Consider the following 21,792-nt stretch of genomic DNA (forward strand, 5'->3'; position numbering starts at 1 on the left):
CCCTTTCGTGTCCGGAACGCGAAAGGGCCCGTACGACCGAAGTCGTACGGGCCCTTCCAAGGAGCTCGCGAGGAGCTACCAGGAGATCAGATCGACAAGGACTACTTGTTGATCTTGATGACCTGGCCGGCGCCCACGGTCCGGCCACCCTCACGGATGGCGAACTTCAGGCCCTCCTCCATGGCGACGGGCTGGATGAGGGAGACCGTCATCTCAGTGTTGTCGCCCGGCATGACCATCTCGGTGCCCTCGGGGAGGGTCACAACGCCCGTCACGTCCGTCGTACGGAAGTAGAACTGGGGACGGTAGTTGTTGAAGAACGGCGTGTGACGGCCGCCCTCGTCCTTGGACAGGATGTAGGCCTGGGCCTCGAACTCGGTGTGCGGCGTGACCGAACCGGGCTTGATGATGACCTGGCCGCGCTCGACGTCCTCGCGCTTGATGCCACGGAGGAGCAGACCGACGTTCTCGCCCGCCTGGCCCTCGTCGAGCAGCTTGCGGAACATCTCGATGCCGGTGACCGTGGTGGTGGTCTTCTCCTGCTTGATGCCCACGATGTCAACGGTCTCGTTGACCTTGAGGACACCACGCTCGATACGACCGGTGACGACGGTGCCACGACCGGTGATCGTGAAGACGTCCTCGATCGGCATCAGGAACGGCTTGTCGACGTCACGCTCGGGCTGCGGGATGTTCTCGTCGACGGCCTTCATCAGGTCGAGGACGGACTGGCCCCACTCCTTGTCGCCCTCAAGGGCCTTGAGCGCCGAGACCTTGACGACCGGCAGGTCGTCGCCCGGGAACTCGTACTCGGAGAGCAGCTCACGGACCTCGAGCTCGACGAGCTCCAGGATCTCCTCGTCGTCCACCATGTCGGCCTTGTTCAGGGCGACGACGATGTACGGAACGCCGACCTGGCGGGCCAGGAGCACGTGCTCCTTGGTCTGCGGCATCGGGCCGTCCGTGGCGGCGACAACGAGGATGGCGCCGTCCATCTGCGCCGCACCCGTGATCATGTTCTTGATGTAGTCCGCGTGACCGGGGCAGTCGACGTGGGCGTAGTGACGGGTCTCCGTCTGGTACTCGACGTGCGCGATGGAGATGGTGATACCGCGCTGGCGCTCCTCAGGAGCCTTGTCGATCTGGTCGAAGGCCGAGGCCTCGTTCAGGTCCGGAAACGCGTCATGCAGCACCTTGGTAATGGCGGCCGTGAGGGTCGTCTTACCGTGGTCGATGTGACCGATGGTGCCGATGTTGACGTGCGGCTTAGTCCGCTCGAACTTCGCCTTCGCCACTGGGGTCCTCCTACGGAGTGGTTCTGTACGCCTTACTCATCGGCGCCAGGTGATCTTTGCTGGGGTGCCGCCCGCCGGGATTCTCCCTTACCGGTTGAACCCCGGCGGTCGGTGTCAAGCCTAAAGCGTGCAAACGGTGTGCGTTACTCGCCCTTGGCCTTCGCGATGATCTCCTCGGCGACGTTCCGGGGAACCTCGGCGTAGGAGTCGAACTGCATCGAGTAGCTTGCGCGACCCGACGTCTTGCTGCGGAGGTCTCCGACGTAGCCGAACATCTCCGAGAGGGGCACGAGGCCCTTCACGACACGGGCACCGGCCCGCTCCTCCATGGCCTGGATCTGACCACGGCGGGAGTTGATGTCGCCGATGACCTCACCCATGTAGTCCTCGGGCGTGGTGACCTCGACGGCCATCATCGGCTCGAGCAGCACGGGGCTGGCCTTGCGCGCGGCCTCCTTGAAGGCCTGCGAACCGGCGATCTTGAACGCGAGCTCGGAGGAGTCGACCTCGTGGTAGCCACCGTCGAGAAGAATGACGCGAACGCCCGTCATCTCGTAGCCCGCCAGGATGCCGAACTGCATGGCCTCCTGCGCGCCGGCGTCCACCGACGGGATGTACTCCCGCGGGATACGGCCACCGGTGACCTTGTTCACGAACTCGTACGACGCCTCGCCGCCCTCGATGGGCTCGATCGCGATCTGCACCTTGGCGAACTGACCGGTACCACCGGTCTGCTTCTTGTGCGTGTAGTCGTGACGCTCGACGGCCTTGCGGATCGTCTCGCGGTACGCGACCTGCGGCTTGCCGACGTTGGCCTCGACCTTGAACTCACGGCGCATACGGTCGACCAGCACCTCGAGGTGCAGCTCGCCCATACCACCGATGATGGTCTGGCCGGTCTCCTCGTCCGAGTGAACCTGGAAGGAGGGGTCCTCCTCCGCGAGACGCTGGATGGCTACACCCAGCTTCTCCTGGTCACCCTTGGACTTGGGCTCGATGGCGACCTGAATGACCGGCGCCGGGAAGTCCATGGACTCCAGGATGACCGGGTTCTTGTCGTCCGACAGCGTCTCACCGGTGGTGGTCTGCTTCAGGCCCATGACGGCGACGATGTCGCCGGCGCCCACCGCCTCGATCTCCTCACGCTTGTTCGCGTGCATACGGTAGATCTTGCCGATGCGCTCCTTCTTGCCCTTGACGGAGTTCAGCACAGCGCTGCCGGACTCCAGGCGGCCCGAGTACACCCGGACGAAGGTGAGCTTGCCCAGGTGCGGGTCGCTCATGATCTTGAACGCGAGCGCGGAGAGCGGCTCGTCCACGGACGGCTTGCGCTTGACGACGACCTCGGGGTCCTTCACGTCGTGGCCCTCGATGGCCTCGACGTCAAGCGGGGTCGGCAGGTAGCGCACGACCGCGTCGAGCAGGGGCTGGACGCCCTTGTTCTTGAACGCGGTGCCACAGAACACCGGGGTGACCGTGGTGTCGTTGGACTTGCCGGACGCGATGGTGATGCGACGGATCGCGGCGTACAGCTGCTCCTCGGTGGGCTCCTGGCCCTCCAGGTACAGCTCCATGATCTCTTCGTCGTTCTCCGCGACGGCCTCGATCAGCTTGCCGCGCCACTCCTCGGCGGCCTCGGTGTGCGTGGCCGGGATGTCGACGACGTCGTACATCTCGCCCTTCGCCGCCTCGGCGGACCACACGAGCGCCTTCATGCGGACCAGGTCCACAACGCCCTTGAAGTCCATCTCGGCACCGATCGGGAGCTGCATGACCAGCGGCTGAGCGCCCAGGCGGTCCGAGATCATGTCCACGCAGCGGTGGAACTCGGCGCCCGTACGGTCCAGCTTGTTCACGAAGCAGATGCGCGGCACGCCGTAACGGTCGGCCTGACGCCACACCGTCTCGGACTGCGGCTCGACACCGGCGACACCGTCGAACACCGTGACGGCACCGTCGAGGACGCGGAGCGAACGCTCCACCTCGACCGTGAAGTCGACGTGACCCGGGGTGTCGATGATGTTGATCGTGTAGTCGTTGTCCTCAAGCGGCCAGTGACAGGTGGTGGCAGCAGAGGTGATCGTGATGCCACGCTCCTGCTCCTGCTCCATCCAGTCCATGGTGGCAGCGCCGTCGTGGACCTCACCGATCTTGTAGCTGACGCCGGTGTAGAAGAGGATCCGCTCGGTGGTGGTCGTCTTGCCCGCGTCGATGTGGGCCATGATCCCGATGTTGCGGACCCTGGCCAGGTCAAGTGAAGTGGTAGCCATAAGGCTTCGGTCTTCTCTCGGTCTCGATGTGGGTAGCGACTACCAGCGGTAGTGCGCGAAGGCCTTGTTGGACTCGGCCATCTTGTGGGTGTCCTCGCGCTTCTTCACAGCGGCACCGAGGCCGTTGGACGCGTCGAGAAGTTCGTTGAGCAGACGCTCGGTCATGGTCTTCTCGCGACGGGCGCGGGAGTAACCGACGAGCCAGCGCAGCGCGAGCGTGTTGGCGCGACCGGGCTTGACCTCGATCGGAACCTGGTACGTCGCACCACCGACACGGCGGGACTTGACCTCGAGGGTCGGCTTGATGTTCTCCAGCGCGCGCTTCAGCGTGATGATCGGGTCGTTGCCCGTCTTCTCACGCAGACCCTCCATGGCGCCGTAGACGATGCGCTCGGCGGTGGAGCGCTTGCCGTTGAGCAGCACCTTGTTGATCAGCGACGTGACAAGAGGAGAACCGTAGACCGGGTCGATGATGACCGGGCGCTTCGGGGCGGGGCCCTTACGAGGCATTCTTACTTCTCCTTCTTGGCGCCGTAGCGGCTGCGGGCCTGCTTGCGGTTCTTGACACCCTGGGTGTCGAGCGAGCCACGGATGATCTTGTAGCGAACACCCGGCAGGTCCTTCACACGGCCGCCGCGCACGAGCACGATGGAGTGCTCCTGCAGGTTGTGTCCCTCACCCGGAATGTAAGCGGTGACTTCGATCCCGCTGGTCAGACGCACACGCGCGACCTTACGCAGGGCCGAGTTCGGCTTCTTCGGGGTGGTCGTGAACACACGCGTGCAGACGCCGCGACGCTGGGGCGAACCCTCGAGTGCGGGCGTCTTGTTCTTCTCGACCTTGTCCTGCCGGCCCTTCCGGACCAGCTGCTGGATCGTAGGCACTACTTCTCCGGTTTCTGTGTGCCGAATGGTGAAGCTAACCTGGAACGCCACCGACCCACGCGGTCGGGTGTGTCGAATGCTGCAGATTCCCGCCGCGAGGCGAAAAGGGCGCAGATTACGGTGGCCGGTTACGGCTCGCCTTGCGGTTTGAAGGCACGCACGCGAGCCAGGGCACACCCCAGGCACAAGGTCTGAGCGTACCTACCTCACGGACTTCGGTCAAAACAAATGCTGTCCAGGGCGACACGCCGGACTTCCCACCCCCCTCGGACGGGCTCGCCGACCACGTCCGCGACGACCTGTCCGGGCCCCCGCGACCGTCGCACGGTAGGCCGTGCCGGGGCCGCCGGAGCCCGGGAGACGGGCTGCGCATCCTGGCCGGATCGCGCCCTTTCGGGCTCGGCGGTCTTGCGCTTTCAGTACGTTGATCCGTCCGCTGCGAGGACTGGGGGACGAGCATGACGACAGGGACGGTGGCCCATCCGTCGGACGACGGGGGCCTGGACGACCGGGTGCCCTTCCTGGCCCGGCTGGAGGCCGAGGACCGTTCGGCACTGCTCGGACTCGGCCGCTCGCTGGACTTCGCCCCGCGCGTCATCCTGCTGCACCAGCACGAACCGTCCGCGCACGTCCTCTTCCTCGTGACCGGCTGGACGAAGGTCACCGCCTCGGCCGCCAACGGGTACGAGGCCCTGCTCGCGCTGCGTGGCCCCGGTGACATCGTCGGGGAGTCCGCGGTGCTCACCGGGCGGCCGCGGTCCGCGACGGTGACCGCGCTGGAGCCGGTGCGGGCGGTGGCCGTGGAGCACGAGCGCTTCCGTGATTTCCTGAGCCGTTCACCCGACGTCTCCTTCGCGCTCCTCGGCCTGACCGCGGACCGCACGCGGGCGGCCGACCGGCGGCGGCTGGAGTTCGCCTCGATGAGCGTGCGGCAGCGTTTCGCGGTCCTGCTCCTGGACCTGGCCCGTACGCACGGCCGCCGGACGGCCGAGGGCATCGAGCTCGCGGTGCCGCTGAGCAAGCAGGAACTGGCGGGCTCGGTCGGCGCGTCGCGCGAGATGGTGCAGCGGCTGCTCAGAGAACTCCGCGACAAGCAGGCCGTCTCCACGGGGCGCCGCACGCTGCTGATCCTGCGCCCCGACATACTCCGCCGCATCGCGGCCACGGAGTTCCCGGCCGCCGGGATTCCGTCCCCGCAGGTCCCTCGGGAGGGGGAGGGACAGCTGCCCCGGGGCGGCTCGGGCGGGGAGGCGTAGGCGGCGAGGCGTAGGCGGCAAGACGTAGGCGCGGCGGGCGGCGGGCGGCGGGCGGCGGGCGGCGTCGGGAGGGAAGCGGGGGCGCGGGTGAAGTCGGGGCGCGCCGTCCGGGGTGACTGTCCGTCCGGAGTGCCGGAGCCGTCGGCGGTGACTGTGCGTCCGGGGCCCCTGTCCGTCCGGGGTGACTGAGCCGTCCGGGACGGCCGAGGAGCGGCTCGCCCCATGTCCCCGAGGCGTCCCCCGGTGTCCCGCCGTGTCCCCCGGCCTCCCGGGGACCTTCTGTGCACACGGTCACACTCCGAGTGGGTCATCCGCCCTCACGGCCCGGGGCGTCCCGCCACCAGGCTGCTGGTCTGCACGGCACACCTCCGAGAGGCGACCATGACCCACCCCGTGAGCCGCACGATCCTGTTGCTGGACATCGAGAGGTTCAGCGACCGGGACGACGTGGAGCAGGCGTACCTGCGGCGCATGCTCTACGACGTCACCGACCGCGCCCTGGAACACGCCGGCATCGACGAGACCCGGCGGCTGCGTGCCGACCGCGGTGACGCCGTGATGGCGCTCATCGACGCGAACGCCCCGGTGACCACCCTGCTCCGCGCGCTGCTCACGGAGGTCCCGGCCCAGCTGAGGACCGTCAACCGCATGGCGTCCCGCTCCGCCCAGATCCGCCTGCGCGGCGTCCTCGCCACCGGCTACGTCGCGGTCGACGCGCTCGACGGCTGGGTCGGCTCCGACCTGAACCACGCCTGCCGCCTGCTGGACGCCCGGCCCCTGCGTGCCGCCCTGCGCGAGCGCGCCGACGACTTCGCGCTCTGTGTCTCCGACGCGCTCTACACCGGCGTCGTACGGCACGACCACCCCGGAGTCCCGGCCGCCGACTTCCGTCCGATGACGGTGGACAGCAAGAACGGCCCGCTGAAGGCATGGCTGCACGGCCCGCTTCCCGGCGCCGCGGCGCCCACACGAGACCACGCCGACACGGGGGCGGGGGAGGCCGGGGCACCGGGCGGTTCGGGGGACCGCCCGGCGCCCACGGTCCCCCCGCGGGGCGGCCCCGGCGAGGACCGCCCGGCGCCGGCCGGATCAGGGGGAGCCCCGGCGCCGGGCCCCGCGCTCCGCGTCGACGGCGGCTCCGTCGACATCAGCGGTGGAGTGCTCGGCGGCAACCAGTACGGCGGGATCAGCGGCGGCCACTTCAGCGGCAACGTCACCTTCGGCGACCCCGGCGACCGGGAGCGGGGCGGCCGCAGCCACGGCGGCCGGGCACAGGACGGCCAGGAGCGGGGCGGCAGCGCGTGAGCACCCAGGAGCCGGCCGGCCAGGGTTCCCCGGCCGGCCCCCGCCCCGGCCACGACGGCCCGCCCTCCGGCCACGGCGGCCCCGGCCCCGCCGCGGACCAGCCCTCCACCACCCCCGTACCCGACGACACCCCCCGTGGCGACGACCAGGACGCGTCCGAGGAGCACGACCAGCCACAGACCGCCTGGTCGGCCCGGCGTGACCTGGTCGACCACAGCCCTCGGACCATGAACGTCGGCGCCCGGGCCCGCTTCGGCGGCGGCCTGCTCGGGGGTGACCAGCACGGCGGTATCAGCGGCGGTCACTTCACCGGTGACGTCTTCATGGGCGGCAGGACGGAGATCTACCACCTGGCAACGGCCGGCACGGCCTCGCCCGCACCGTCCGCCGGCGAGGTCCCGCGCTCCACCCTGGAGCGGTTGGACGGCAGCTTCGTCGCCGACGCCCGGGTCATGGACGACCTGCTCGACCGGCTGCGCCGCGACCGCGTCCTGGTCCTGTCCGGCGCCCGTTTCACCGGCAGACGCACGGCCGCCCTGATGCTCCTGCACCGCCTCGGCGCCGCCCCCGTCCGCACCCTCGTTCCCGACACCGCCCCGGGCAGCCTCGCCGACGGGTTCACGCCGGAAGCCGTGGAGAAGCGCGACGGCGACCGTGCGCGCGGGTACGTCCTGTGCGACCTCGCCACCCGCCGGGACCGCCCGCTGCGCGAACCCCATCTGCTCGCCGCCCGGGACCGCCTCGCCGAGCAGGACGCCTACCTGGTGATCACCGTCGGCCCCAGCGCCGCACTGGAGGACGTCCCCGCCGTCCGCTGGGAGCCCCCGGCCGCGGCCGACGTCCTCGCCACCCACCTGCGCGCCCGCACCGACGAGGAGAGCGCCGCCAAGCTGCTCGGGCTCCCCGACACCACCGAATTCCTGGGCCGCGGGCACCAGTTGCGCGAGGTCGCCGCCTTCGCCCGGCTGCTCGGTCGGTACGCGGCCGGGGAGGTGACCGAGGACGCCGTGGCGCGGTTCTCGCTCGTGTCGCTGGAGAACCAGGTCCAGGAGTGGTTCGAGGAGGACGAGGCCTCGATCCACCTGCGGGACAAGGCGTTCCTCGTCGCGCTGGCCGCCTTCGACGGCGGCCCGTACGCCCTCACCGCCGAACTCAGCGATCTGCTCTACCGCTTCCTCCAGGAGACCGAGAACCGGGCCCGCGTCCCGGAGGTCCCCGTCTTCGGCACGCATGTCGGCAAACGCCTCCAACTGGCCCGCGCCCACCGCTACGAGGAGGACGAGCACACCGAATGGGGCCCGGTGACCCAGCGGAAGGCGGCGTTCCGCGACGACCGGGCCTCCCTCGTCCTGCTCCGCGAGGTGTGGACGGGCCACCCGTCCGCGCGGCCCGCCCTGATCGCCTGGCTGCGCCGGCTCGCCGACGACGGCCGCCCCCTGGTCCGTACCCGGGCCGCCTCCACCGTCGCCGTCCTCGCCCGTACCGACCTGCCCTCCGCGATGGCCCTGGTCATCGAACCCTGGGGCACGTCCAAGCTGTTCCGGCACCGGCTCGTGGCCGTCAACGCACTCACCCTCGCGCACCTCGTCGGCACGCCCAACATCCCGCGCATCCTCGACGACTGGTGCACCCACGACGATCCGCGGCTGCGCTGGGTGGCGGCGCGGGCGTACGCGCTGATCGGACCCGAGCGGCCGGTACAGGCGCTCGCCGCGCTGCGCGGTGCCGTCCGCCGCCTGTACACGGACGCCCCCGACGACCTGGACGGCGAGATGGCGCGCGAACTCGCCGAGGCCGTGGAGCTGTTGCTCCTCTCCCCCGCCAGCGATGTCGTGCTCGCCGAGCTGCTCGGCCGCCTCGACGACGACCGTGCCGTACACGACCTCACCCTCGGCGGCTTCGTCAACGCCTGCCGCCGCACCGAGGACGACGAGCGGTACGGCACCCCGCTGGTCCTCGGCTGGTACGCGCGGGCGGCGACCGAGGGCGCGGCGGCCGCCCACGGCATCCCGGCCCTGTGGCGGGCGGCGCTCGCCGACCCCCGGGCCACCCGGCACGCGCTCGACGTGCTGCGCGACTGGGTGCTGATCGCCGACCGGACGCCGGCCGCCGAATGGGCGCTGGCCGCCCTGCTGCCCGCTCTCGTCACCACCACCGCCGAGCACCAGCGGCTGAGCCATCTGCTGCGGACCATGCCCGGCGAGGACGGAGCGCCCCCGCCCCTGGTGGCCGCCCGCCTGCTGACCACCCTTCCGGCCCGCTGACCGGGGGCCCGCCGCCAGAACCTTCCGACCCAGGCGACCGGAGGCGAAGCGCCCCGGCGTTCCCGAGGAGACACGCACATGCCCACCTTCAACCGCCCGCCCGAGTGGCAGCAGCAGGCGGACCGTCACTCCGACCTGGTCGACCCGGTGCTCACCGTGCGCCAGCTGTCGCGCTTCGAGCTCTCGCTGAAGCATCTGGTCCGCATCGACCACGCCCTGGTCTTCTCCACTCCCAAGGGCGGCTACGAGACGTATCTGCCGCCCCGGAGGCCGACGCGCAGCGAGATCGCGGCGAAGCGGTACTCGGCCGTGTACGAGGTGGACATGGGCGTGCATCCCCACTCGGCCGAACTCACCCTCCCGAGCGACAACGACGCCTTCGAGTTCACCGCGGTCCTCGACCTGTCCTGGCAGGTCCTCGATCCGGGCCGGTTCGTGGAGAGCGGGCACCGGAACGTTCCGGCGGCGCTCATCGGCGAACTCCAGCAGGCGGCCCGGCCGGTGAGCCGCCGTTTCGCCATCGCGGACAGCGCCGCGGCCGAGCGGGAACTGCTCCAGGCGGTCACCGTGCTCGGGCCGCTCGGGGCACCGGCGGGACTGCAGGTCACCTGGACCCTGCGGCTCCGTCGCGACCAGGCGAACATCGAGCACCAGCAGCGGCTGCAGGCCATCGAGTACTCCGCCGCCGAACAGGTGCGGGTGGCGCAGCGCGGCATGGAGGTCGACGTCGAGGCCGACCGCCGGTTCCGGCAGCAGGACGCCCTCCAGATCGACCGGGCGATGGCGTACGGCAACCGGCAGCAGGAACTCGCGCTCCAGCAGCAGCGGTGGCAGCACGAGCAGGCGCTCCTGCTCAGCGGGCAGCAGCATCAGCTCGCCCTCCAGCAGGGGCACCAGCAGATCGAACTCCAGAAACTGGAGGAGGAGAAGATCGCCTTCTACCAGTGGCACCTCCAGCAGGGCGGTGTCCATGCCTGGGCGCTGCATCTCGCCCAGCGCCCGGAGGACTCCCACCTCGTCATGTCCAGCATGCGCGAGGACCAGCTCCGGATGATCCAGGCCCAGATGGACCTGGTGAAACAGCTGCTGAGCGGCGACACGGCCGAGGGCTACGAGCTGGAGGGCCCGAAGCAGCTGGCCCTGCGCACGGTCAGCGACATCCTCAACCAGCGCCTCCCGGGGGTTCCGCAGACCCCTCCGCTCCTTCCGTCGGCCGCCGGTCCGGCGTACCCGGACCCTCCGATGCCGGGATACGCGCCGACCGGCCCCGGCCAGGCCGAACCCCCGGCTCCCGGCCGGCCGCCGCTCCAGGAGCCCACGGCGCAGGCAGCCGACCAGGACGGCCGCCTCGCACCGACGCCCACGTCCACACCCGCGTCGGCACCCGCATCCGCACCGGCGCCCGGAGCGGGTCCCGGAGCGGGCCCCGCCGCCACGCAGCCGTACGGGCCGTACGGCTCGTACGCCGGGCAGCCGGGCCCGGCGGCGGGTCAGCACCCCGGTGCCCAGCCGGGACCGGTGGGAAGCCCGTACGGGGCTCCTGGCGGTCCCAGCGGGCAGTCCCCGCAGCCGTACGCCCCGCCGCCCCCGGTCGTGCCTCCACTGGTGCCTCCGACCCCTTACCCGGGCGTCCCCGCCCCGCCGACCGGGCCCTTCGCGCCCGCAACCCCGGCCTGGCAGCCGCCCCCGGGCTACGGCAGCACCCCGACCCTGCCCGCGCAGGACGTGACAGCCGTCGGCCAACCGGTCCACGACACCCCGCGGGCCGACCATCCGCGCCCCGACCATCCGCGCCCCGAAGGACCGAGATCCGCTGAACCGGGGCCCGACGCACCGCGGTCCGACGCACCGAAGCCCGACGCACCGAGGCCCGGATCAAGGCCCGACGAGCCGGCCGCCGGCACCGCGGAGGACGGCACGTGACCGCACTCGACCCGGCACCGGTACCCACGCCCGCCACCGACCCGGACGGGGACCCGGCCGCTCCGCTCGGGGTCCCGCCCGGAGCCCCGGCCACCGGCGCTCCCCTCCCGGACCACCACCAGGACGCCACCACGCCCGAGATCGTCCGCCTGTGCGAGCGCCTCCTCACGGACCTCCGTGCCGAGATCACCCGCGCCGACAGCAAGGCATCGGTGCTGGTCGCCGCGCTCGGCATGACCGCGGGCGTCTTCAGCGGTCTGCTCGCGGGGCACGACTGGACGCCGGCAGCGCTCTCCGTTCCGGGTGCGGCACTGTGCTGGGCGGGCGTCGGCTCCCTCGCCCTCTCCCTTCTCGCCCTGCTGCTGGCGGTGCTCCCGCGCTACGGCGCCGCGGACTGGGCGCCGGGCCATCCGCTGTCGTACTTCGGCGACATCCAGCAGGCCGTACGGCTCGGCTGTCTGCGGAGCGCCCTCGCGGACACCGGGCGCGATCCCACCGGAGGCCTGGCCAAGGCCCTCGCCGAGACGAGCGGGATCGCCGCGCGCAAACACCAGTGGATCCGCACCGGGCTGATCGCCTTCTGCGTCGGCACGGTCCTGCTGCCCGCCTCACTGCTGATCGGCTGACACCGGCCGGCCGTACTCGCCGCTCGTCCCCACGCAAAGGAAGCACCGTGACCCAGCCACCGCCCTCGCCACCGGAGTACCCCGAGCACCCCGCACCGCCCCCGTCCCAGGTACCCCCGCCCTACCCGGGACAACAGCCCCCGACCTACCCCGGTCAACAGCTGCCCCCGTCGTATCCAGGCCAACAACCTCCGTCGTATCCAGGCCAGCAACCCGCGCCTTATCCGGGCCACCAACCCCCGGCCTATCCGGGCCAGCAACCCCCGCCGTATCCGGGCCAGCAACCCCCGACCTATCCAGGAGGCCAACACCCACAGGCCCTGTACCACCCGCAGCCCCCGCAATACCCACAGACCGCCACTCCCCCGCCCCAGCCCGGGTACCCGCAGGCCGCGCCGCCCTCCATCCCGGCCCAGGCCCTCTCCCCCGACGACCCCGCCCACCCGCACCACATCAGCACCGACCACGGCCGCGTCCACATCCGCAGCCAGCAGCGCCGCACCGACTCCACCGCCGTGGGCAGTCTGCTGCTCCACCTGCCGAACTTCCTGTGCAGCCTGTTCGTCGTCGCCCTGTTCTCCGCCTTCTTCGGCGACCTCGGGTTCCTCGTGGTCCTCGCCTGGCTGGTCAGCGGCGCACTGGTGTTCCACCGGCCCACCGAGAGCGCCATCGCGCGCCGTCTGCTCCGCCTGCGCTACCCCACCCCGCAAGAACGAGCCAAACTCGAACCGGTCTGGCACGAGGTCACGGCGCGCGCCGGAGTCGAGGGCCGCACCTACGAACTGTGGGTGGAGGACAGCGACGGCCTGAACGCGGTCGCCGCGGCCGGCCACATCGTCGGCGTCACCCGCTTCGCCATGAACCACCTCCCCAACGGGGAACTCGCCGCGGTCCTCGCACACGAACTGGGCCACCACGTCGGCGGCCACGCCTGGTCCTCGCTGCTCGGCTACTGGTACGCGCTGCCCGGCCGGCTCGCCTGGCGGGTCCTGCGCGGGTTCGCGAGCATCGTCCTCAAGGTGTCGCGCGCGTTCTCCTGCTTCGGGGCCGCGTTCGTCGTGCTGGTCCTCGGCGGCCTCGCCCTGGCGACGGTCAGCACGCTGTACGGACTTCCGCTGCTCGTCCTCGCCGTGCCGTACGCGCTCGCCGCCGTCGGGCGCCGGGCCGAACTGCGCGCCGACGAGCACGCCGCGGCCCTCGGCTTCGCCCCGATGCTGGCCGCCGTCCTCCACAAGCTGCACCAGCAGGAGCAGTACGAGACGGCCGCGCTCACCGCCCGCAACGGGGGCGTCCCCCCGCGGGAGAGCCCGCTCAGCAAGCTGCTCTCGTCCCACCCGGACCACTACACACGGCTGCACCACCTCCAGCCGTATCTCCAGCCGCCCGCCTGACGGCAGAGGGGCCGGCCGAATCCGCGGCTGACGCCGGAGGCCGGCCGGCCGCTCAGCTCCCGGACACCACCCCGACGATCATGACCAGCATCAGGAACAGCGCCCAGGCCGAGACCGACAGCCAGCCCAGCACGAGACCGGTCATCGCGAGGCCCTCACCGCTCTCCCCGGTACGGCGCATCTCCGAGCGCGCGGCGTGCCCCAGGACGACCGCGGGAATGCCGGTGGCACCGAGCGTCACCAGGGTGAGCAGTCCGCAGACCACGGCCCCGACCGCCTTCCCGTTCGTCACCGGACGCGGCGCGGGCAGGAAGGTCAGCGGGACGACGGCCCCGGAGCCCGCCGACATCGGCACGGGACCCTGTGGCAGGTCGCCGACGAGCACGGCCAGTTCGCCCACCGTCCTGGCCGCGTAGGCCCGCGCCACCCGCTTCTCGAACTCGTCCTGATCCAGGCGGCCTTCGCCGAAGCCGGCTCTCAGCACGTCCACCGCCCGCTCCCGGTCGGCGTGCGACGCGAGCATCGACGGCCCGCTCTGCCCCTGCCACGGCTGCCACGGCGTCGGGTACGACACGGAATGCCTCCCCCCAGACGGATTCCTCCATCATGCTCCAACGCGGCATTTCCGGCACCGGTTCCCGCAGGACCTCCATACCGCCGGACGAGCCCGGAGAACGCCGACGGGCGGCCACCCACGAAGGGTGACCGCCCGTCAGTTGACGTACGCCTTACTGGTTGTACGGACCGTAGTCGTAGTCCTCCAGCGGAACGGCCTGGCCGGAGCCCGTGCCGAACGGCGAGTAGTCGATGTCGTCGTAACCGACGGCCGAGTACATCGCGGCCTTGGCCTCTTCGGTCGGCTCGACCCGGATGTTGCGGTAACGGGACAGACCCGTACCGGCCGGGATGAGCTTACCGATGATGACGTTCTCCTTGAGGCCGATCAGGGAGTCGGACTTGGCGTTGATCGCCGCGTCCGTCAGAACCCTGGTCGTCTCCTGGAAGGACGCCGCCGACAGCCACGACTCGGTCGCCAGCGAGGCCTTGGTGATACCCATCAGCTGCGGACGGCCGGAGGCCGGGTGGCCGCCTTCCTGCACCACACGACGGTTCTCGGTCTCGAACTTCGAACGCTCGACCAGCTCGCCGGGCAGCAGCTCCGCGTCGCCCGACTCGATGATCGTCACGCGGCGCAGCATCTGCCGGATGATGATCTCGATGTGCTTGTCGTGGATCGACACACCCTGCGAGTTGTAGACCTTCTGGACCTCGCCGACCAGGTGGACCTGGACCGCGCGCTGACCGAGGATCCGCAGCACGTCGTGCGGGTTGGTGGCACCGAAGGTGAGCTTCTGGCCCACCTCGACGTGGTCACCCTCACGCACCATGACCTTGGCACGCTTCGAGATCGGGAACGCCGTCTCGTCGCTGCCGTCGTCCGGGGTGACGACGATCTTCTTGGTCTTCTCGGTCTCCTCGATACGGACGCGGCCGGCCGCCTCCGAGATCGGGGCGACACCCTTGGGCGTACGAGCCTCGAAGAGCTCGACGACACGGGGCAGACCCTGGGTGATGTCGTCACCGGCCACACCACCGGTGTGGAAGGTACGCATCGTCAGCTGGGTACCGGGCTCACCGATGGACTGGGCGGCGATGATGCCGACCGCCTCACCGATGTCGACCAGCTTGCCGGTGGCCAGCGAACGGCCGTAGCACATGGCGCAGGTACCGACGGCGGACTCGCAGGTCAGGACCGAGCGGGTCTTGACCTCCTCGATGCCGTGCTTGACCAGCTCGTCGATGAGGACGTCGCCGAGGTCGGTGTTGGCCGGGGCCAGCACCTTGCCGTCGACGGTGATGTCCTCGGCCAGCGCACGGGCGTACACGCTGGTCTCGACGTTCTCCGCCTTGCGCAGCACGCCGTCCGCGCCGCGCTCCGCGATGTGCAGCTTGAGGCCACGGTCGGTGCCGCAGTCCTCCTCGCGGATGATGACGTCCTGGGAGACGTCGACCAGACGACGGGTGAGGTAACCCGAGTCGGCGGTACGCAGAGCGGTGTCCGCCAGACCCTTACGAGCACCGTGGGTCGAGATGAAGTACTCCAGCACCGACAGGCCCTCACGGAAGGAGGCCTTGATCGGACGCGGGATCGTCTCGTTCTTGGCGTTCGACACCAGACCACGCATACCCGCGATCTGACGCATCTGCATCATGTTTCCTCGGGCACCCGAGTCGACCATCATGAAGATGGGGTTCGTCTTCGGGAAGTTCGCGTTCATCGCCTCGGCGACCTCGTTGGTCGCCTTGGTCCAGATCGCGATGAGCTCCTGCGTGCGCTCGTCCTTGGTGATCAGACCACGCTCGTACTGCTTCTGGACCTTCTCGTCCTGCGCCTCGTAGCCCTTGACGATCTCCTTCTTCGCCTCGGGAACGACGACGTCGGAGATGGCCACGGTGACGCCGGAACGGGTCGCCCAGTAGAAGCCGGCCGCCTTCAGGTTGTCGAGCGTCGCCGCCACGATGACCTTGGGGTAGCGCTCGGCGAGGTCGTTGACGATCTCGGAGAGCTGCTTCTTGCCGACCGAGTAGTCGACGAACGGGTAGTCCTCGGGCAGCAGCTCGTTGAAGAGCGCGCGGCCCAGGGTGGTGCGCAGCCGGAAGGTGTCACCGGTCTGGTACTCCGGCTCGCCCTCCTCGACGGCCGGCGGGGTCCAGCCGCGCGGCGGGATGGTGCCCACCGGGAAGCGGATGTCGACCGCCGACTGGAGAGCGAGCTCCCCGGCGTCGAAGGCCATCGTCGCCTCGGCGGTGGAGCCGAACGCGCGGCCCTCGCCCTTGACGTCGCGCAGCTCGCCGTCCGTGGTCAGGAAGAACAGACCGAGGACCATGTCCTGGGTCGGCATCGTGACCGGGCGGCCGTCGGCCGGCTTGAGGATGTTGTTCGAGGACAGCATCAGGATGCGGGCCTCGGCCTGCGCCTCCGCGGAGAGCGGCAGGTGGACGGCCATCTGGTCACCGTCGAAGTCCGCGTTGAACGCGGTGCAGACGAGCGGGTGGATCTGGATGGCCTTGCCCTCGACCAGCTGCGGCTCGAAGGCCTGGATGCCGAGGCGGTGCAGCGTCGGCGCACGGTTCAGCAGAACCGGGTGCTCGGCGATGACCTCTTCCAGGACGTCGTAGACGACCGTGCGGCCGCGCTCGACCATCCGCTTGGCGCTCTTGATGTTCTGCGCGTGGTTCAGGTCGACCAGGCGCTTCATCACGAACGGCTTGAAGAGCTCCAGCGCCATGGCCTTCGGCAGACCGCACTGGTGCAGCTTCAGCTGCGGACCGACGACGATCACGGAACGCGCGGAGTAGTCCACACGCTTGCCGAGCAGGTTCTGACGGAATCGACCCTGCTTGCCCTTGAGCATGTCGGACAGCGACTTCAGCGGGCGGTTGCCGGGGCCCGTGACCGGGCGACCACGACGGCCGTTGTCGAAGAGCGCGTCGACGGCCTCCTGAAGCATGCGCTTCTCGTTGTTCACGATGATCTCGGGGGCACCGAGGTCGAGAAGGCGCTTCAGACGGTTGTTGCGGTTGATCACGCGGCGGTACAGGTCGTTCAGGTCGGAGGTCGCGAAGCGGCCACCGTCCAGCTGCACCATCGGACGCAGGTCCGGCGGGATGACCGGCACGCAGTCGAGCACCATGCCCTTGGGGCTGTTGCTGGTCTGCAGGAACGCGGAGACGACCTTGAGGCGCTTGAGCGCACGGGTCTTCTTCTGGCCCTTGCCGGTGCGGATGATCTCGCGGAGGCGCTCGGCCTCCTCGTCGAGGTCGAAGGACTCCAGGCGCTTCTGCAGCGCCGCGGCACCCATCGAACCGTCGAAGTACGTGCCGAAGCGGTCACGCAGCTCGCGGTAGAGGAGCTCGTCGCCCTCCAGGTCCTGGACCTTGAGGTTCTTGAAGCGGGTCCACACCTCGTCGAGACGGTCGATCTCGCGCTGCGCACGGTCGCGCAGCTGCTTCATCTCGCGCTCGGCACCCTCGCGCACCTTGCGGCGCACGTCGGCCTTGGCGCCCTCGGCCTCCAGCTCGGCCAGGTCGGTCTCGAGCTTCTTGGCGCGGGCTTCCAGGTCGGCGTCGCGGCGGTTCTCGATCTGCTGACGCTCGACGGAGACGTGCGCCTCCAGCGAGGGCAGGTCGCGGGTGCGGCGCTCCTCGTCGACGTACGTGATCATGTACGCGGCGAAGTAGATGACCTTCTCGAGGTCCTTCGGGGCGAGGTCGAGCAGGTAGCCCAGACGCGACGGAACGCCCTTGAAGTACCAGATGTGGGTGACGGGAGCGGCCAGCTCGATGTGGCCCATCCGCTCACGGCGCACCTTGGCGCGAGTGACCTCGACGCCGCAGCGCTCACAGATGATGCCCTTGAAGCGGACGCGCTTGTACTTGCCGCAGTAGCACTCCCAGTCCCGGGTCGGACCGAAGATCTTCTCGCAGAAGAGTCCGTCCTTTTCGGGCTTGAGGGTGCGGTAGTTGATGGTCTCGGGCTTCTTGACCTCGCCGTGGCTCCACTGACGGATGTCGTCAGCGGTGGCCAGACCGATCCGGAGCTCATCGAAGAAGTTGACGTCGAGCACTATGCGTCAATCCCTCTCAGGGTTGTAAGTCATGGGGTCTGATACGGGGGTCCTGGGGCCGGCCGGGGGCTCAGCGATGTTCATCGTCGAGCCCCCGTAACCGGACTCCCGTCAGACCTCTTCGACGCTGCTCGGCTCGCGCCGGGACAGGTCGATGCCGAGCTCCTCCGCCGCGCGGAAGACGTCCTCGTCGGTGTCACGCATTTCGATGGACATACCGTCGCTGGACAGCACCTCCACGTTGAGGCAGAGAGACTGCATCTCCTTGATGAGCACCTTGAAGGACTCGGGGATGCCGGGCTCGGGGATGTTCTCGCCCTTGACGATGGCCTCGTAGACCTTCACGCGACCGGTCACGTCGTCGGACTTGATGGTCAGCAGCTCCTGGAGGGCGTAGGCGGCGCCGTACGCCTCCAGCGCCCACACCTCCATCTCACCGAAGCGCTGGCCACCGAACTGGGCCTTACCACCCAGCGGCTGCTGGGTGATCATCGAGTACGGACCGGTCGAGCGGGCGTGCAGCTTGTCGTCGACCAGGTGGTGGAGCTTGAGGATGTACATGTAGCCGACCGAGATCGGCTCCGGGAACGGCTCGCCGGAGCGGCCGTCGAACAGCGGCGCCTTGCCGGTCGGGAGCACCATGCGCTCGCCGTCGCGGTTCGGGATCGTGTGCTGCAGCAGACCCGCGAGCTCGTCCTCACGCGCACCGTCGAAGACGGGGGTGGCGACGTTGGTGCCCGGGGCGACCTGGTCGGCCTCGATGGCCTGCAGGCGCTGCGCCCAGTCCTCCCCGAGGCCGGAGACGTCCCAGCCGCGGCTGGCGAGCCAGCCGAGGTGGATCTCCAGGACCTGTCCCGGGTTCATTCGGGACGGGACACCGAGGGGGTTGAGGATGATGTCGACCGGGGTGCCGTCCTCCAGGAACGGCATGTCCTCGATCGGCAGGATCTTCGAGATGACGCCCTTGTTGCCGTGGCGGCCGGCGAGCTTGTCACCGTCCGTGATCTTGCGCTTCTGCGCCACGTAGACACGAACCAGCTGGTTCACGCCCGGCGGCAGCTCGTCGCCCTCTTCACGGTCGAAGACGCGGACGCCGATGACCTTGCCGATCTCGCCGTGCGGCACCTTCAGCGAGGTGTCGCGCACCTCGCGCGCCTTCTCACCGAAGATCGCGCGGAGCAGGCGCTCCTCGGGGGTCAGCTCGGTCTCACCCTTGGGCGTGACCTTGCCGACCAGGATGTCGCCGGCGACGACCTCGGCACCGATACGGATGATGCCGCGCTCGTCGAGGTCGGCGAGGACCTCCTCGGAGACGTTCGGGATGTCCCGGGTGATCTCCTCGGGGCCGAGCTTGGTGTCACGGGCGTCGACCTCGTGCTCCTCGATGTGGATCGAGGAGAGGACGTCGTCCTGCACGAGGCGCTGCGACAGGATGATCGCGTCCTCGTAGTTGTGACCCTCCCACGGCATGAACGCCACGAGCAGGTTCTTGCCGAGCGCCATCTCGCCGTTCTCGGTCGCCGGGCCGTCGGCCAGTACCTGGCCGGCGATGACCCGGGCGCCCTCGTCCACGACAACCTTCTGGTTGACGGACGTGCCCTGGTTGGAGCGGGAGAACTTGTGCAGGCGGTACGTGGTGTACGTGCCGTCGTCGTTGGCGGTGGTGACGTAGTCCGCGGAGACCTCCTGGACCACACCGTCCTTCTCCGACTTGAGCACGTCGCCGGCGTCGACGGCGCAGCGGTACTCCATGCCGGTGCCGACGAGCGGGGCCTCGGACTTGATCAGCGGAACGGCCTGGCGCATCATGTTCGCGCCCATGAGGGCACGGTTGGCGTCGTCGTGCTCCAGGAACGGGATCATCGCGGTCGCGACCGACACCATCTGGCGCGGCGAGACGTCCATGTAGTCGACGTCCTCACCGGGGACGTAGTCGACCTCTCCGCCACGACGGCGAACCAGGACGCGGGACTCCTCGAAGCGGAGCTCGTCGGTCAGCGGCGCGTTGGCCTGCGCGATGACGAAGCGGTCCTCTTCGTCGGCCGTCAGGTAGTCGACGTCGTCGGTGACGACGCCGCCCGTGACCTTGCGGTACGGGGTCTCGACGAAACCGAACGCGTTGACCCGGCCGTAGGAGGCGAGCGAGCCGATCAGACCGATGTTCGGGCCTTCGGGCGTCTCGATCGGGCACATGCGGCCGTAGTGCGAGGGGTGCACGTCACGGACCTCGAAGCCGGCCCGCTCACGGGAGAGACCACCCGGGCCAAGAGCCGACAGACGGCGCTTGTGGGTGAGACCCGACAGCGGGTTGTTCTGGTCCATGAACTGCGACAGCTGGCTGGTGCCGAAGAACTCCTTGATGGAGGCGACGACCGGCCGGATGTTGATCAGGGTCTGCGGCGTGATCGCCTCGACGTCCTGGGTCGTCATGCGCTCGCGCACGACGCGCTCCATACGAGCCAGACCCGTGCGGACCTGGTTCTGGATGAGCTCGCCGACGTTGCGCAGACGACGGTTGCCGAAGTGGTCGATGTCGTCGGTCTCGACGACGATCGAGGTGCCGTTGTCACCAACGGTCTCGGTCTCACCGGCGTGCAGCTTCACCAGGTACTTGATCGTCGAGATGATGTCCTCGACGGTCAGGATGCCGGCGTCCAGCGGGGCTTCGCCGCCCAGCTTCTTGTTGACCTTGTAGCGGCCGACCTTGGCGAGGTCGTAGCGCTTCGGGTTGAAGTAGAGGTTCTCGAGCAGCGTCTGCGCGGCCTCACGGGTCGGGGGCTCACCCGGACGCAGCTTGCGGTAGATGTCGAGCAGCGCGTCGTCCTGGCCCTGGGTGTGGTCCTTCTCCAGGGTGGCGCGCATGGACTCGTACTCGCCGAACTCCTCGAGGATCTGCTCGGTGGTCCAACCGAGAGCCTTCAGGAGAACGGTGACGGACTGCTTGCGCTTGCGGTCGATGCGGACACCGACCATGTCGCGCTTGTCGATCTCCATCTCCAGCCAGGCGCCCCGGGACGGGATGACCTTGGCGGAGAAGATGTCCTTGTCGGACGTCTTGTCGATGGAGGAGTCGAAGTAGACGCCCGGCGAGCGGACCAGCTGGGACACCACGACACGCTCGGTGCCGTTGATGACGAAGGTGCCCTTGTTGGTCATGAGCGGGAAGTCGCCCATGAAGACCGTCTGGGACTTGATCTCGCCGGTCTCGTTGTTGGTGAACTCGGCGGTGACGAAGAGCGGGGCCGCGTACGTGAAGTCGCGCTCCTTGCACTCGTCGATGGAGTTCTTCGGGGGCTCGAAGCGGTGGTCGCGGAACGTCAGGGACATCGACCCGGAGAAGTCCTCGATCGGGGAGATCTCCTCGAAGATCTCCTCCAGACCGGACTTCGTGGGGACGTCCTGTCCGCTGTCCAGAGCCGCCTCGACACGAGCCTTCCACGCTTCGTTTCCGAGCAGCCAGTCGAAGCTCTCGGTTTGCAGCGCAAGAAGGTTCGGAACCTCGAGGGGCTCCTTGATCTTTGCAAAGGAGATGCGCAGCGGGGCGGTGCTGGCGCCGTTGTTCGTATTCGCGGTCGAGGCAGTGCGCGAGGCGGCCAAGAGGGGGTCCTTCCGAGGGCTCGGACTCACTACGCGCGTACCGGCCCCCCACTGGGACACAGAGACAGACTGTTCCCGACTCAGCCTAAAAGGCCAGGTCAGAGATAATCCGGTCGTCGGTGCTCAAGCGAGGGCATGCCCCTGGTGACGGGCAGGAGGCAGCTAACAGGCAGCGCAAAGGGTCAGTGTAGCCACTAGGCCCACTGATGTCCAGTCCCGGTTTTTAGAGACCCTCGTTGTCGTCAACACCTGCGGCAAGCCACGCCCTCAATGCACATCGATACTGCCCTCTTCGTCGCCGATCCATGCCTCGGATCCGGATCGTTGTGACGACGCGTCCTGAGAATTGCGCG

The 21,792-nt window shown here is 69.3% G+C and carries 13 protein-coding genes; 6 read left to right on the forward strand and 7 right to left on the reverse strand.

The annotated features are described in order from the left end of the window. Nucleotides 1–101: 101 nt before the first annotated feature. The 4 genes from tuf to rpsL form a co-directional block, all read right to left on the reverse strand. A complete protein-coding gene (gene tuf, locus OG199_RS18530) occupies nucleotides 102–1,295 on the reverse strand; it encodes an elongation factor Tu (protein WP_153289127.1) in 1,194 nt (397 codons plus the stop codon). Between the two features lie 143 nt (nucleotides 1,296–1,438). After that, complete coding sequence (fusA, locus tag OG199_RS18535) at nucleotides 1,439–3,565, reverse strand: elongation factor G (protein WP_266700837.1); 2,127 nt, start codon at nucleotides 3,563–3,565, stop codon at nucleotides 1,439–1,441. 39 nt (nucleotides 3,566–3,604) lie between these two features. Further along, on the reverse strand, nucleotides 3,605–4,075 hold the full coding sequence (gene rpsG / locus OG199_RS18540; protein WP_003992340.1) for a 30S ribosomal protein S7: 471 nt from the start codon (nucleotides 4,073–4,075) through the stop codon (nucleotides 3,605–3,607). Between the two features lie 2 nt (nucleotides 4,076–4,077). Beyond that, nucleotides 4,078–4,449, reverse strand: a complete 372-nt coding sequence (rpsL, locus tag OG199_RS18545; protein ID WP_003948652.1) for a 30S ribosomal protein S12 — start codon at nucleotides 4,447–4,449, stop codon at nucleotides 4,078–4,080. Nucleotides 4,450–4,907: 458 nt separating this feature from the next. Between rpsL and OG199_RS18550 the strand changes: the two genes are divergently transcribed. From OG199_RS18550 to OG199_RS18575, 6 genes are all read left to right on the forward strand, one after another. Next, nucleotides 4,908–5,705, forward strand: coding sequence for a Crp/Fnr family transcriptional regulator (locus OG199_RS18550; protein WP_356807170.1), 798 nt, complete (start codon nucleotides 4,908–4,910; stop codon nucleotides 5,703–5,705). Nucleotides 5,706–6,086: 381 nt separating this feature from the next. After that, nucleotides 6,087–7,010, forward strand: coding sequence for a hypothetical protein (locus tag OG199_RS18555; protein WP_405830373.1), 924 nt, complete (start codon nucleotides 6,087–6,089; stop codon nucleotides 7,008–7,010). Then, nucleotides 7,007–9,274, forward strand: a complete 2,268-nt coding sequence (locus OG199_RS18560; RefSeq protein ID WP_405830375.1) for a hypothetical protein — start codon at nucleotides 7,007–7,009, stop codon at nucleotides 9,272–9,274. Before OG199_RS18555 ends, OG199_RS18560 begins: the two co-directional genes overlap by 4 nt. A 78-nt stretch (nucleotides 9,275–9,352) precedes the next feature. Next, complete coding sequence (locus OG199_RS18565; RefSeq protein ID WP_405830376.1) at nucleotides 9,353–11,197, forward strand: hypothetical protein; 1,845 nt, start codon at nucleotides 9,353–9,355, stop codon at nucleotides 11,195–11,197. After that, nucleotides 11,194–11,823, forward strand: coding sequence for a Pycsar system effector family protein (locus OG199_RS18570; RefSeq protein WP_405830378.1), 630 nt, complete (start codon nucleotides 11,194–11,196; stop codon nucleotides 11,821–11,823). The genes OG199_RS18565 and OG199_RS18570 overlap by 4 nt, the downstream gene beginning before the upstream one ends. A gap of 47 nt (nucleotides 11,824–11,870) precedes the next feature. Beyond that, nucleotides 11,871–13,214: a M48 family metalloprotease gene (locus tag OG199_RS18575; protein WP_405830379.1), complete on the forward strand. Its 1,344-nt coding sequence runs from the start codon at nucleotides 11,871–11,873 to the stop codon at nucleotides 13,212–13,214. A 52-nt stretch (nucleotides 13,215–13,266) separates the two neighbouring features. On the opposite strand, the gene OG199_RS18580 is transcribed toward OG199_RS18575, so the two are convergent. From OG199_RS18580 to rpoB, 3 genes are all read right to left on the reverse strand, one after another. After that, complete coding sequence (locus OG199_RS18580) at nucleotides 13,267–13,788, reverse strand: DUF1707 and DUF4190 domain-containing protein (protein ID WP_356807178.1); 522 nt, start codon at nucleotides 13,786–13,788, stop codon at nucleotides 13,267–13,269. 154 nt (nucleotides 13,789–13,942) lie between these two features. Further along, nucleotides 13,943–17,842: a DNA-directed RNA polymerase subunit beta' gene (locus OG199_RS18585; protein ID WP_401805463.1), complete on the reverse strand. Its 3,900-nt coding sequence runs from the start codon at nucleotides 17,840–17,842 to the stop codon at nucleotides 13,943–13,945. Between the two features lie 111 nt (nucleotides 17,843–17,953). Further along, nucleotides 17,954–21,439, reverse strand: a complete 3,486-nt coding sequence (rpoB, locus tag OG199_RS18590; RefSeq protein WP_148010013.1) for a DNA-directed RNA polymerase subunit beta — start codon at nucleotides 21,437–21,439, stop codon at nucleotides 17,954–17,956. Nucleotides 21,440–21,792: the final 353 nt, after the last annotated feature.

Source organism: Streptomyces sp. NBC_01176 (assembly GCF_045039825.1).
Lineage (GTDB): Bacteria > Actinomycetota > Actinomycetes > Streptomycetales > Streptomycetaceae > Streptomyces.